The organism is Streptomyces sp. CC208A (genome assembly GCF_030010625.1).
Lineage (GTDB): Bacteria > Actinomycetota > Actinomycetes > Streptomycetales > Streptomycetaceae > Streptomyces.
This window is the reverse complement of record NZ_JASCXN010000001.1, coordinates 277,551-291,331: the sequence shown is the minus strand read 5'-3', so window position 1 is coordinate 291,331 and position 13,781 is coordinate 277,551. Positions and strand designations below refer to the sequence as shown.

Annotated in this window: 11 protein-coding genes; 7 read left to right on the top strand and 4 right to left on the bottom strand. The window is 72.6% G+C overall.

The window, feature by feature from the left end:
• Positions 1 to 241 precede the first annotated feature (241 nt).
• The 5 genes from QK442_RS01310 (at position 242) to QK442_RS01290 (ending at position 6,827) form a co-directional block, all read left to right on the top strand.
• Complete coding sequence (locus QK442_RS01310) at positions 242 to 1,039, top strand: PspA/IM30 family protein (RefSeq protein WP_282691864.1); 798 nt, start codon at positions 242 to 244, stop codon at positions 1,037 to 1,039.
• Positions 1,040 to 1,060: 21 nt separating this feature from the next.
• Complete coding sequence (locus tag QK442_RS01305) at positions 1,061 to 1,339, top strand: hypothetical protein (RefSeq protein WP_282691863.1); 279 nt, start codon at positions 1,061 to 1,063, stop codon at positions 1,337 to 1,339.
• A 218-nt stretch (positions 1,340 to 1,557) separates the two neighbouring features.
• Positions 1,558 to 2,775, top strand: coding sequence for a sensor histidine kinase (locus QK442_RS01300; RefSeq protein ID WP_282692044.1), 1,218 nt, complete (start codon positions 1,558 to 1,560; stop codon positions 2,773 to 2,775).
• Complete coding sequence (locus tag QK442_RS01295; RefSeq protein ID WP_282691862.1) at positions 2,772 to 3,458, top strand: response regulator transcription factor; 687 nt, start codon at positions 2,772 to 2,774, stop codon at positions 3,456 to 3,458. Before QK442_RS01300 ends, QK442_RS01295 begins: the two co-directional genes overlap by 4 nt.
• Positions 3,459 to 3,635: 177 nt before the next feature.
• Positions 3,636 to 6,827 carry an efflux RND transporter permease subunit gene (locus tag QK442_RS01290; RefSeq protein ID WP_282691861.1) on the top strand — a complete coding sequence of 1,064 codons (3,192 nt, stop codon included), beginning with the start codon at positions 3,636 to 3,638 and terminating at the stop codon, positions 6,825 to 6,827.
• Between the two features lie 91 nt (positions 6,828 to 6,918).
• Here QK442_RS01290 and nadA read toward each other — a convergent pair whose 3' ends face one another.
• Complete coding sequence (nadA, locus tag QK442_RS01285) at positions 6,919 to 8,112, bottom strand: quinolinate synthase NadA (RefSeq protein ID WP_282691860.1); 1,194 nt, start codon at positions 8,110 to 8,112, stop codon at positions 6,919 to 6,921.
• A 249-nt stretch (positions 8,113 to 8,361) separates the two neighbouring features.
• Here nadA and QK442_RS01280 point away from each other — a divergent pair, with 249 nt between their 5' ends.
• Positions 8,362 to 8,718, top strand: a complete 357-nt coding sequence (locus QK442_RS01280; protein WP_282691859.1) for an iron-sulfur cluster assembly accessory protein — start codon at positions 8,362 to 8,364, stop codon at positions 8,716 to 8,718.
• Between the two features lie 95 nt (positions 8,719 to 8,813).
• Here the strand turns inward: QK442_RS01280 and QK442_RS01275 are convergent, their stop codons facing one another.
• Positions 8,814 to 10,316, bottom strand: coding sequence for a hypothetical protein (locus QK442_RS01275; protein WP_282691858.1), 1,503 nt, complete (start codon positions 10,314 to 10,316; stop codon positions 8,814 to 8,816).
• 66 nt (positions 10,317 to 10,382) lie between these two features.
• On the bottom strand, positions 10,383 to 10,589 hold the full coding sequence (locus tag QK442_RS01270) for a hypothetical protein (protein WP_282691857.1): 207 nt from the start codon (positions 10,587 to 10,589) through the stop codon (positions 10,383 to 10,385).
• A 130-nt stretch (positions 10,590 to 10,719) separates the two neighbouring features.
• Here QK442_RS01270 and QK442_RS01265 point away from each other — a divergent pair, with 130 nt between their 5' ends.
• A complete protein-coding gene (locus QK442_RS01265; protein ID WP_282691856.1) occupies positions 10,720 to 11,694 on the top strand; it encodes a carbohydrate kinase family protein in 975 nt (324 codons plus the stop codon).
• Between the two features lie 379 nt (positions 11,695 to 12,073).
• Here QK442_RS01265 and QK442_RS01260 read toward each other — a convergent pair whose 3' ends face one another.
• On the bottom strand, positions 12,074 to 13,486 hold the full coding sequence (locus QK442_RS01260; protein WP_282691855.1) for a cysteine desulfurase/sulfurtransferase TusA family protein: 1,413 nt from the start codon (positions 13,484 to 13,486) through the stop codon (positions 12,074 to 12,076).
• Positions 13,487 to 13,781: the final 295 nt, after the last annotated feature.

Here is a 13,781-nt window from a genome sequence, read left to right as displayed (position 1 = left end):
ACCGGACACGGGGCCGGGCAAGGGGCCGGGCAAGGGGCCGGGCAAGGGGCCGGGCAAGGGGCCGGGCACGGGATCTCCCGGAGATCCCTCCTCCTCCCGCCGGAGGGGGAGCCGGACCCAAGTCGTCCTTGGGGAGGAGCGCATCCTGCTCCGAACAGTGCGGTAATGGAGACAGGGACCGTAGTGTGGATCCTGACGAAGAGCTGGTGCCGAGTCCGTCAGAAGGGGGCGCGCGAAGCCCATGAGCGGTGTCATGAAGCGTATGGGGATGATCTTCCGCGCGAAGGCGAACAAGGCCCTTGACCGGGCCGAGGACCCGCGCGAAACGCTCGACTACTCCTACCAGAAGCAGCTGGAGCTGCTGCAGAAGGTGCGCCGGGGCGTCGCCGACGTGGCCACCTCCCGCAAGCGGCTCGAACTCCAGCTGAACCAGCTGCAGGGCCAGTCCGCCAAGCTGGAGGACCAGGGCCGCAAGGCTCTGGCGCTCGGCCGCGAGGACCTCGCCCGCGAGGCGCTGTCCCGCCGCGCCGCGCTCCAGCAGCAGGTCAGCGACCTGGAAGTGCAGCACCAGACCCTCCAGGGCGAGGAGGAGAAGCTGACCCTCGCCGCCCAGCGGCTCCAGGCCAAGGTCGACGCCTTCCGCACCAGGAAGGAGACCATCAAGGCCACCTACACCGCCGCCCAGGCCCAGACCCGGATCGCCGAGTCCTTCTCCGGCATCTCCGAGGAGATGAGCGACGTCGGCCTCGCCATCCAGCGGGCCGAGGACAAGACCGCCCAGCTCCAGGCCCGGGCCGGCGCCATCGACGAGCTCCTCGCCTCCGGCGCGCTCGACGACCAGTCGGGCCTCGCCAAGGACGACATCCAGGCCGAGCTGGACCGCCTCTCCGGCGGCACCGACGTCGAGCTGGAGCTCCAGCGCATGAAGGCCGAACTGGCCGGGGGCCCCTCCGACCGGCAGCAGGCCATCGAGGGCGGCACGACCGGCACCCCGCAGCAGAACCAGCAGCAGCCCCACCCCCGCTTCGACAAGCAGTAGCCGACCGGCAGAGGACGCGACATGATCGTACGGATCATGGGGGAGGGCCAGCGAAAGCTGGCCGACAGCCACTTCACCGAGCTCAACAAGCTCGACGACGAACTGCTCGCCGAGATGGAGTCGGGCGACGAGGAAGGCTTCCGCCGCACCCTCGGCGCCCTCCTCGAAGCCGTCCGCCGCCTGGGGACCCCCCTCCCCGACGCCGCCCTGGAACCCTCGGAACTCATCCTCCCGTCCCCGGACGCCACCCTGGAGGAAGTCCGGGACATGCTCTCGGACGACGGCCTGATCCCGAGCTGACGCCCCGGTGGGGGCAGGCGCCCCGCTGGGGCATGGGGGTCCCCCCTGGACGAAGTCCTCGGGGGAGGGTGGGCACACCGGAACGGCGCCCTCAGCGGCGCCTCCGCTGTTGTGCCCACCCGTAGGACGGCACTGTTCCACGCGCCCCGCACCCCACGTACCGTTCCCAGGTGACCCGCACCGCACCAGCCCCCGCACCGCCCGGGCTCGCCACCCGCCTGTGCACCCGTTTCCGCGACCACCCCTTGGCCTTCGACGCCGCCCTGGCCCTCGGTGTACTCGTCGCGATGATCGCCGCCTCCTTCACCGACCCCCACGGCAGTCCCACGGGGCCCACCTTCGGCGACCGCACCCCCACCCTCCTGGGCGTGGTGATGATGGCCGTCGCCGCCGCGGCCCTCGTGCTGCGCCGCCGCCGGCCCTTCGCCGTGCTCGCCTTCACCGGCGTCCTCAGCCTCGTCGAGCTGCTCGGCGAGACCCGCCCCGCGCCGCTCGCGATCAGCGTCGTCGTCGCCCTCTACACGGTCGCCTCCCGCACCGACCGCCCCACCACCTGGCGGGTCGGCCTCGCCACCATGACCGCGCTCACCGCCGCCGCCATGGCCTTCGGCCCCACCCCCTGGTACGCCCAGGAGAACCTCGGGGTCTTCGCCTGGACCGGCATGGCGGCCGCCGCCGGTGACGCCGTCCGCAGCCGCCGGGCCTTCGTCGACGCCATACGGGAGCGGGCCGAGCGCGCCGAACGGACCCGGGAGGAGGAGGCCCGCCGCCGGGTCGCCGAGGAACGCCTCCGGATCGCCCGCGACCTCCACGACGTCGTCGCCCACCACATCGCCCTGGTCAACGTGCAGGCCGGGGTCGCCGCCCACGTCATGGACAAGCGGCCCGACCAGGCCAAGGAGGCCCTCGCCCACGTCCGCGAGGCCAGCCGCTCCGCCCTCGACGAGCTCCGCGCCACCGTCGGCCTGCTCCGCCAGTCCGGCGACCCCGAGGCCCCCACCGAGCCCGCGCCGGGCCTCGCCGTCATCGACGGGCTCCTCGACAGCTTCCGCAAGGCCGGTCTGCCCGTCTCGCTGGCCCGGACCGACGGCGACCGGCCCCTCCCGGCGGCCGTCGACCTCGCCGCGTACAGGATCGTCCAGGAGGCCCTGACCAACGTTCGCAAGCACGCCGGGCCGGACGCCCGCGCCGAGGTGAGCGTCGTCCTCGTGGGCCGTACGGTCGAGATCACCGTCCTCGACGACGGCGCACCGCCCGCCGAACCGGCCCCCGACCCCTCCGGCGGCCACGGCCTGCTCGGCATGCGTGAGCGGGTCACCGCCCTCGGCGGCGCCCTCACCGCCGCCCCCCGCTACGGCGGCGGCTTCCGGGTGCAGGCGATACTGCCGCTGGCCCCCGGGACGTCCCGGGGGGCGGGAACGGGGGAGGACGGATGACGATCCGGGTACTGCTCGCGGACGACCAGGCCCTGCTGCGCAGCGCCTTCCGGGTGCTCGTCGACTCCGAGCCCGACATGGAGGTCGTCGGCGAGGCCGCCGACGGGGCCCAGGCCGCCGCCCTCGCCCGTGCCGAACGGCCCGACGTCGTCCTCATGGACATCCGGATGCCCGGCACCGACGGCCTCGCCGCCACCCGCATGATCACCGCCGACCCGGAGCTCGCCGAGGTCCGGATCGTCATGCTCACCACCTTCGAGATCGACGAGTACGTGGTCGAGTCGCTGCGCGCCGGCGCCTCCGGCTTCCTCGGCAAGGGCGCCGAACCGGAGGAGCTGCTCGGCGCGATCCGGGTCGCGCACGCCGGCGAGGCGCTGCTCTCCCCGGCCGCCACCAAGGGCCTGATCGCCACCTTCCTCGCCCAGAGCGCCGCCGACCCGGTCGGCGCCGGCGCCCGGGTCGACGCCGAACGGCTCGCCGCGCTCACCGCCCGCGAGCGGGAGGTCCTGGTCCTGGTCGGCGGCGGCCTCTCCAACGACGAGATCGCCGAGCGGCTCGACGTCAGCCCGCTCACCGTGAAGACCCACGTCAACCGCGCCATGGCCAAGCTCGGCGCCCGCGACCGGGCCCAGCTGGTGGTGACCGCGTACGAGACGGGGCTGGTGCGCCCGAGGCTGGAGTGACCCCGCCCGTCGGCGTAGCCGGGACCGGTGGCGTACTCCAGACGCGGTATGCGCGGCGTAAGGGATGGGGACCTGCGGCCGAGGACTTCGCCCCGCGGAGGGCCGATCCTTGAGGGGCTGGGGGGCGCTTCGGGCTGCCCGCCGCCCGCCGACGAGTACGCCACAGAAGAGAGACCCATGTCCTGGCTGTCGAGATTCAGTCTCGCGCAACGGGCCCTGATCGGGCTGATGTCCCTCATCGCCGTCGTCTTCGGACTGATCGCGATCCCGCAGCTGAAGCAGCAGCTGTTCCCCTCGATCGAGCTCCCGGTGGTCTCGATCATCGCCCCCTACCAGGGCGCCTCTCCCGACGTGGTCGAGAAGCAGGTCGTCGAGCCGCTGGAGAACAACCTCAAGGCCGTCGACGGCATCAAGGGGATCACGTCCACCGCCTCCGAGGGCAGCGCCGTGATCATGGCCTCCTTCGACTACGGGGACGAGTCCACCAAGCAGCTCGTCGCCGACGTCCAGCAGGCCGTCAACCGGGCCAGGGCGGTGCTGCCCGCCTCGGTCGACCCGCAGGTCGTGGCCGGCTCCACCGACGACATCCCGACCGTCGTCCTCGCCGCGAGCTCCTCCGGCAAGGACCAGCATGGGGGTACCCCCAGGCCGGAGGCCTTGGGGGATCTCGCCGAGCAGCTGGAGCGGACCGTCGTCCCCGCCCTGGAGGACATCGACGGCGTCGGACAGGTCAGCATCGACGGCGTCCAGGACCTCCAGGTCTCCGTCACCCCCGACGAGCGCAAGCTCGCCGCGGCAGGACTGACCTCGATGCGGCTCGCCGAGGCGATCCGCAACGGCGGCGGCACCATGCCCGCCGGCTCCTTCTCCGAGGCCGGCAAGAGCCGCACCGTCCAGGTCGGCGGCGGCTACACCTCGCTCCAGCAGATCCAGGACCTGCGCATCAAGCCCGAGAAGGGCAAGGCGGTCCGGCTCGCCGACGTCGCCACCGTGCGGCAGGAGGAGGCCGGCCGGGTCTCCCTGACTCGGACCAACGGCAGGCCCAGCCTCGCCGTCATGGCCACCATGGACAAGGACGGCAGCGCCGTCGCCATCTCCGAGGCCGTCGAGGAGAAGCTGCCCGAGCTGCGCGAGCAGCTGGGAGAGGGCGCCGAGCTGACCGTCGTCTCCGACCAGGGCCCGGCCGTCGCCAAGTCGATCTCCGGGCTCACCACCGAGGGCGCCCTCGGCCTCGTCATGGCCGTCCTGGTGATCCTGGTCTTCCTCGCCTCGATCCGCTCCACGCTGGTCACCGCGGTCTCCATCCCGCTGTCGGTCGTCCTCGCCCTGATCGTGCTGTGGACCCGCGACCTCTCCCTCAACGTGCTGACGCTCGGCGCGCTCACCATCGCCATCGGCCGGGTCGTCGACGACTCGATCGTGGTCCTGGAGAACATCAAGCGCCACCTCGGCTACGGCGAGGACCGCGAGTCCGCGATCATCACCGCGGTCAAGGAGGTGGCCGGCGCGGTCACCTCGTCCACGCTCACCACCGTCGCCGTCTTCCTGCCGATCGGCCTGGTCGGCGGCATGGTCGGCGAGCTGTTCGGCTCCTTCAGTCTCACCGTGACCGCGGCCCTGCTCGCCTCGCTCCTCGTGTCGCTGACGGTCGTTCCCGTCCTCTCGTACTGGTTCCTGCGCGCAGCCAAGGGCACCTCCGAGGACCCGGACGAGGCCCGCAGGCTCGCCGAGGAGAAGGAGGCGAGGAGCCGCCTGCAGCGCGCGTACGTGCCGGTGCTGCGGTTCGCCACCCGCCGCCGCCTCACCAGCGTCGCCCTCGCGCTCGTCGTCCTCCTCGTCACCTTCGGCATGGCGCCGCTGATGAAGACCAACTTCTTCGACCAGGGCGACCAGCCGGTCCTGACGGTCAAGCAGAAGCTGGCGCCGGGTACGGCCCTGGACGCCTCCGACGAGGCCGCGAAGAAGATCGAGAAGGTCCTCGCGGAGACGGAGGGCGTCAAGGACTACCAGGTCACCGTCGGCTCCTCCGGCTTCATGGCGGCCTTCGGCGGCGGCACCGGCGCCAACCAGGCGTCCTTCCAGGTCACCCTGGAGGAGTCGGTCTCGTACGAGAAGACCCGCGACTCCATCGAGTCCGCCCTCGCGAAGCTGGACGGCATCGGCGACACCTCGATCGCGGCCGGCGACGGCTTCGCCAACCAGGACCTGAGCGTCGTGGTGAAGGCCGGCGACCGCGAGCTGCTGCGGAAGGCGTCCGAACAGGTCCAGAAGGCCGTCGCGGAGCTGAAGGACGTCACCGGTGTCCAGAGCGACCTCTCCCAGTCGGTCCCGCGGATCTCCGTGAAGGCCACCGAGAAGGCGGCCGACGCCGGCTTCGACGACGCCACCCTCGGCATGGTCGTCGCCCAGGCCGTCCGGGGCACCCCGGCCGGCAAGGCCACCCTCGACGACACCGAGCGGGACGTCCTGATCACCTCGGCCGCCCCGGCCACCACCCTCGCCGAGCTGAAGGCGCTGCCCCTCGGCCCGGTGAAGCTCGGTGACCTCGCCACCGTCGAGCTCGTCCCCGGCCCGGTCTCCATGACCCGGATCGACGGCGCCCGCGCGGCGACCATCACCGCCAAGCCGACCACGGACAACACCGGTGCCGTGGGCGCCGCGCTCCAGTCGAAGATCGCCGCGCTCGACCTGCCGGAGGGCGCCACCGCCTCCATCGGCGGTGTCTCCGAGGACCAGACCGAGGCGTTCACCAACCTCTTCCTGGCGATGCTCGCCGCCGTGGCGATCGTCTTCATGCTGCTCGTCGCGACCTTCAAGTCGCTGATCCAGCCGCTGATCCTGCTGGTCTCCATCCCGTTCGCGGCCACCGGCGCCCTCGGCCTCCTGATCGCCACCGGCACCCCGATGGGCGTCCCGGCGATGATCGGCATGCTGATGCTCATCGGCATCGTCGTCACCAACGCGATCGTCCTGATCGACCTGATCAACCAGTACCGGGCCCAGGGGTACGGGGTCGTCGAGGCCGTCGTCGAGGGCGGCCGGCACCGGCTCCGCCCGATCCTGATGACCGCCCTGGCGACCATCTTCGCCCTGCTGCCGATGGCCCTCGGCATCACCGGCGAGGGCGGCTTCATCGCCCAGCCGCTCGCCGTGGTCGTGATCGGCGGCCTGATCAGCTCGACCCTGCTGACCCTTCTCCTCGTCCCGACGCTCTACGCCATGGTCGAACTCCGCAAGGAGCGCCGTGCGCAGAAGAAGGCGGCGAAGAAGGCGGCGAAGAAGACGCTCAAGAAGGGCGACGACGCGGAGATCCCGCAGCAGCCCGACGTCACCCCGCTGGACGCGAGCCTGCTGGACGCGCTCGACTGAGCCTCCGGACGGCGAGCCGAAGGGGCGCCCCCACGGTGGTGGGGGCGCCCCTTCGGCGTACGTACCGGTCGGCGTACGTACCGGAGAACCGTTACGGCAGCGCCAGCATCCGCTCCAGCGCCAGCTTCGCGAAGGACTCCGTCTCCTTGTCGACCTCGATCCGGTTGACCAGGTTTCCCTCTGCCAGAGATTCCAAGGCCCACACCAGGTGCGGCAGGTCGATCCGGTTCATCGTCGAGCAGAAGCAGACCGTCTTGTCGAGGAAGACGATCTCCTTGCCCTGGTCGGCGTAACGGTTCGCCAGGCGGCGGACCAGGTTCAGCTCGGTGCCGATCGCCCACTTCGAGCCGGCCGGGGCCGCCTCCAGGGTGTTGATGATGTACTCGGTCGAGCCCACGTAGTCCGCGGCGGCGACGACCTCGTGCCGGCACTCGGGGTGGACGAGCACGTTCACGCCCGGGATGCGCTCGCGCACGTCGTTGACCGAGTCCAGGCTGAACCGGCCGTGCACCGAGCAGTGGCCGCGCCACAGGATCATCTTGGCGGCGCGCAGCTCCTCGACGGTGAGCCCGCCGTTCGGCTTGTGCGGGTTGTAGACCACGCAGTCGTCCAGGGACATGCCCATGTCGCGGACGGCGGTGTTGCGGCCCAGGTGCTGGTCGGGGAGGAAGAGCACCTTTGTCGTGCCGGGCTCCCCCTGCTCGAAGGCCCAGTTCAGGGCCCGCTCGGCGTTGGACGAGGTGCAGATCGTGCCCCCGTGCTTGCCGGTGAAGGCCTTGATGTCGGCCGAGGAGTTCATGTACGAGACGGGCACCACCTGCTCGGCGATCCCGGCCTCCGTCAGCACGTCCCAGCACTCGGCGACCTGCTCGGCGGTGGCCATGTCGGCCATCGAGCAGCCGGCCGCGAGGTCCGGCAGGACGACCTTCTGGTCGTCGCCGGTGAGGATGTCGGCCGACTCGGCCATGAAGTGCACACCGCAGAAGACGATGTACTCGGCCTCCGGCCGGGCGGCGGCGTCACGGGCCAGCTTGAAGGAGTCGCCGGTGACGTCGGCGAACTGGATGACCTCGTCGCGCTGGTAGTGGTGGCCGAGCACGAAGACCTTGTCCCCGAGCTTCTCCTTGGCCGCGCGCGCACGCTCCACCAGGTCGGGGTCGGAGGGCGACGGCAGATCGCCGGGGCACTCCACGCCGCGCTCGCTCTTGGGGTCGGCCTCGCGGCCGAGCAGCAGCAGGGCGAGCGGCGTCGGCTGGACGTCCAGGGGGGTCTGGGCGGTGGTCACGTCACGCACCCTTTCTTGGGGGGACTTCTCAGGGGACCTTTTCGTCTAAATGACGTTATCTATCATAACCCCTTCACGTCATTCTGACGATGGCCATAGTGTCGATGTGACGAATTCGCCCTCCGCGTCTTCGGGCGCGGTGTGCGAGCATGAAGGAGGGAAATCCCACTCCGACCCGGAATGAATCCGGGGCACCGCCGGTTGCAACCGGTCGGCAAGCAGTCTCCGTACAACCCGGGAGAGATGTAGATGTCCGTATCGGACGAGACCAGCACCGTCAGCGACGGCATCCTTCTGAGCGACGCCGCCGCGGCCAAGGTGAAGGCTCTGCTCGAGCAGGAAGGCCGCGACGACCTGGCCCTGCGCGTCGCTGTCCAGCCCGGAGGCTGCTCCGGCCTGCGCTACCAGCTCTTCTTCGACGAGCGCTCGCTCGACGGCGACGTCGTCAAGGACTTCGACGGCGTCAAGGTCGTCACCGACCGCATGAGCGCCCCGTACCTGGGCGGTGCCTCGATCGACTTCGTCGACACCATCGAGAAGCAGGGCTTCACGATCGACAACCCGAACGCCACCGGCTCCTGCGCCTGCGGCGACTCGTTCAGCTAAGTCGTCGCCGGGCGACGACGAGGGCGGTGGCCCGGGAGGACGTCCTCCCGGGCCACCGCCCTTTCCCGTGCCGCTCCCGCCGGGCGGTGTGGCTCCTACCGCCTCGGGATCGCCTGGCCGCTCGCCGCGTCCACCACCGGCCGGTCGCCCAGCGGCGCCTTCAGCGTCACCTTCACGGTGATCTCCTTGGCGACCAGCATGCAGACCCTGTCGGGGTCCAGCGGCTCCTCGTCTATCCGGACCCTCACCTGCCGCGGGTCCTCCGCCGCGACCGCCGTGTAGCGGCTGCACACCCCGCCCCAGAAGGTCACCGCGAGCGTCCGCCCGTCGTCCTCGACCACGTACGAGCTGATCCGCCGCACCGGCTCCGTCCCGGGCTCCGGCTCGCTCGGCGTGGGCTCGGGCGACGGCGTCGCGGACGGCACCAGGTACTCCGGCGCCACCGCCGTCCAGGTCACCGTGTACGGTGCCCCGTCCGCCGGGTCCGCCGTGAACAGCCACGTCGGTACGAGGATCCGCCCGTCCGCCGTGTCCGTGGCCGCGAGGCCGAGCACCCCACTTGTCACCGGCACCTCGCGCGGCGGGGCCGTGTGCGCGATCGTCTCGCAGGGCATGTCCTCGCGGGGCGGCTGCTCCGTCCCGGCCGGAGGCGTCTCGGCGTGAGGCGTCCCGGCCGGCGGGTCGGTGGCGCAGCCGCCGATCCCGATCGGACCCGTGCCCTTCGACTCCTCGTTCAGCCGCGCGAGCGCCCGCTCCGCCGACACCACCGGGTACGTCTCGCCCCGCACCGGCTCCTTCAGGGTGCCGCTGCCCGCGACCGGCCGCCCGTCCGGGCCGATGTGCAGCCCCGTCGACCAGCCGTAGGTGGGCAGCCCGTCGATCACCGGATCGGCGTTCACCACCCGCACCGAGCCGTTCATGACCTGCGTCGCCGACACCTTGGCGTCGTCCTGCCCCAGCGCCTTGAGGACCGGCGCGGCCGCCGCCCTCGCCGCCGCCTCGCTCACCGGCGAGCCCCCGGCCGGCGGCTTCGTCTCCCCGGGCGGCGGGCACGCCCTGCCCTTCAGGCAGGTGTCGCCGACCGGGCCGCCGTCGTACCAGGAGTACGTCCAGTTCCCCGGCGCCTGCCGGGTCACGTCGAGCCGCGGCCCCTGGCCGTCCTTCTCCGGCCGGATCGTCCACACGTCCCCGACGAGCACGGGCCGGCCCTCGATCCCGAGAACCCCGGCCAGCCTGGTCACCTCTTCCGAGGTGACCAGGCCCTCCGGCCGGTGGACCGCGGCCGACGAAGGCCCTTGGGGGAGTGGGCCCTCGGCTCTGTAGACCGTCCCGTTCGGAGTGCCGCCCGGGTCCGGTTCGCCCGGCGCGATTCCCGCGCCCGGCTCCGTACCACCGCTCCCGCCCGCCAGCCGCAGGGGCGGCGGCGAGGCGGCGGCCCCGGCGCGGGACGCCGTACCGTCCCTGCCGTCGTCCCTGCCGCCCCCGTCGTCACCGGAGGCGGTCAGATACAGCCCGCCGCCCCCGGCCAGCAGCACACCTGCCGCCACCGTGGCGACGAGCACGGTCCGCCGCCCACGCCCGCTCTCCGTACCGCTCACCGCAACGCTCCCTCGTGTCGATCGGACACCGGTGGGACGGGGCGGGGGCGCGGCCGGTTCCGTCCGTCAGCCGCCGTACTCCGCGGTGGCGGCGATCAGCCGTGCCGAGGCCGCCGGGACGACCACGCCGTGGATGGAGGAGGGGGAGACCGGGGTGGGCGCGGGACCGGCCGGCGCCACCCAGTGCGGGGCCATCCGGGCACCGGCTCCGCACAGCTCGGCCAGGCTCAGATCGGACTCGTGTCGCTCCGCGGGAGCGGGGTACGTGGTCATGGGCGCACCGTATGCACCACCCGCCTCCGGAGAAAAGCCCTACTCTGGGGTAGTTTCCACTGTTCGGCAGCGCGCCCGGCACCGGGTAGCGTGAATTGTCATCGCCCTTTACCCGCAGGAGCACCCAGCCGTGCGTATCGCAGTCACCGGCTCCATCGCCACCGACCACCTCATGACCTTCCCCGGCCGGTTCGCCGACCAGCTGGTGGCCGACCAGCTCCACACGGTGTCCCTCTCCTTCCTCGTGGACAACCTCGACGTCCGCCGCGGCGGCGTCGGCCCCAACATCTGCTTCGGCATGGGCCAGCTCGGCGGCAACCCGGTCCTCGTCGGCGCGGCCGGCTACGACTTCGACGAGTACCGCGCCTGGCTCGACCGGCACGGCGTCGACACCGGCTCGGTCCGCATCTCCGAGGTCCTGCACACCGCGCGCTTCGTCTGCACCACGGACAAGGACCACAACCAGATCGGCTCCTTCTACACCGGCGCCATGAGCGAGGCCCGCCTCATCGAGCTCAAGGCCGTCGCCGACCGCGTGGGCGGGCTCGACCTCGTCCTCATCGGCGCCGACGACCCCGAGGCGATGCTCCGCCACACCGAGGAGTGCAAGGCCCGGGCCATCCCCTTCGCCGCGGACTTCTCGCAGCAGATCGCCCGCATGGACGGCGAGGAGATCCGCACCCTCCTCGACGGCGCGACCTACCTCTTCTCCAACGAGTACGAGAAGGGCCTCATCGAGACGAAGACCGGCTGGACCGACGAGGAGATCCTGTCCCGCGTCGGCCACCGCGTCACCACGCTCGGCTCGCGCGGCGTCCGCATCGAGCGCGTCGGCGAGCCGGCGATCGAGGTCGCCTGCCCCGAGGAGGAGGCCAAGGTCGACCCCACCGGCGTCGGCGACGCCTTCCGCGCGGGCTTCCTCTCGGGCCTCTCCTGGGGCGTCAGCCTGGAGCGGGCGGCGCAGGTCGGCTGCATGCTGGCGACGCTCGTCATCGAGACGCTGGGCACGCAGGAGTACACGCTGCGGCGGGCCCACTTCATGGAGCGCTTCACCAAGGCGTACGGCGAAGAAGCCGCCACCGAGGTCCGCGCCCACCTCTCCTGACCCCGCACCCCGCCCCACGCGGGCTGCGCCCGCCGTCCCTGTGGGCATACGTCCCGCTTGGGGGTCCCCCCTGGACGTAGTCCTTGGGGGAGGGACGGGTGGGCACAGGGACGGCGCCCCTCGCCGGGCCAAGGCTTTCCGCGCCTGAACCCGCACCCCGTGCACGGCGCCGTATGGGTGCGGGTCCAGGCACCGGTGCGGAGGCACCCGCAGAGAGTGCCGTTCCGTTGTGCCCACCCTCCCCCAGACTTCGTCCGGGGGGACCCCCACGCCCTGGGGCACCCCCTGGACGAAGTCCTTGGGGGAGGAACGTATGCCCACAACGAAGCGGCGGGCGCCCGCACCGGAGCGGCGGGTCCGTGGGGCCGCAGGCCCCGCGTCACGAGGTGCGGCGGATGACGTAGGCGCGGCCGCCCCGGGGGGACGGGGAGTCGCCCACGTACTCCTGGCCCCGCATCTCGCACCACGCCGGAATGTCCAGCCGCGCCGCCTCGTCGTCCGCCAGCACCGTCACCGTCCCCCCCACCGGCACCGACCCGATCACCTTCGCCAGCTCGATCACCGGGATCGGGCACCGCTTCCCCAGCGCGTCCACCAGTACCTCCCCGGTGGTCTCCGGCGCCGTCCCGCCCGCGCCCAGCCGGTCCCGTACCGTCGCGACGACGCCCGGCAGCACCGTCAGGAAGCGGTCCACGTCCGCCTCCGTCGTGCCGGTCGGCAGCGAGACCCGGACGTTCCCCTCGCTCAGCACCCCCATGGCGCGCAGCACATGGCTGGGCGTCAGCGTGGAACTCGTACACGACGAACCGGACGAAACGGAGAAACCCTCCCGGTCCAGCTCCGACAGCAGCGTCTCCCCGTCGACGTACAGGCAGGAGAAGGTGACGAGGTGGGGGAGGCGCCGCACCGGGTCGCCCACCACCTCCACGTCCGGCACCAGCTCCGGCACCCGCGTCCGGATCCGGTCCACCAGGGCCCGCAGCCGGGCGCCCTCCGCCGCGGCCTCGGCCCGTACCGCCCGCAGCGAGGCCGCCGCCGCGACGATCGCCGGGAGGTTCTCGAAACCGGGCGCGCGGCCCGACTCCCGTTCGTCGGACGGGCCTTGCGGGGCGAACCGGACGCCCTTCCGCACCGCGAGGAGCCCCACGCCCGCAGGGCCGCCCCACTTGTGCGCGCTCGCCGTCAGCAGCGACCAGCCCTCCGGGGCCGGCCCCCAGCCCAGCGACTGGGCCGCGTCCACGAGCAGCGGCACCCCGGCCGCCCGGCACGCCTCCGCCACCTCGGCCACCGGCTGCTCCGTCCCCACTTCATGATTGGCGGACTGGAGGCAGGCCAGAGCCGCCCCGCCGCCCGGCGTCCCGCCCGAGCCCACTGCCGCCCCGACGCCCAGCGCCGCCGCGAAGACCTCCGGGTCCACCGCGCCGGTCCGGTCGACCGGGACCTCCGTCACCGTTCCGCCGGCCGCCGCGTGCGCCTCGCCCGCGTGCAGGACCGAGGAGTGCTCGACGGCCGAGACCACGAGGCGGTCGCCGGCCCGGCGGCGGCCCGCGAGCGCTCCCGACACGCCCGAGTGGACCGCGCGCGTCCCCGAAGGGGTGAAGACGAGTTCGTCGGGGCGACAGCCCACCGCCTCCGCCGCGGCCTGCCGCGCCGCGTCGAGCAGCAGCCGGGCCCGCCGCCCCTCCCGGTAGAGCCGGGCCGGGTCGGCCCACCCCTCGTCCAGGGCGGCGAGCAGCGCCTGGCGGGCGACGGGATGCAGGGGAGCGGCGGACGCGGCGTCGAAGTACGGCATCCGCCCACGGTAGAGCCTGTGGCGCGGGCCGCTCCGCCGCGGCCCGCGGGCGGCGTGGAGGGGCCGGGGTGAGTGCTCGTCAGGAGCGTGCCGCCATCCGCCGCCAGACCCCCGAACGGGCGGTTCCGGCCCCTCCCCGGAACCCTTCGGTCCACCCCTTCGGGGACTCGGACGGCGCGTTGGGCACCCTCCCCGCGCGACCCCAAATAGCGTCCAGTAGGGTTTGGTCCGCATAAACATCCAAACCCCTGCCCGCGGCCGGGGCGGCGACCGACCAGCGAGACGGACGGCCGTG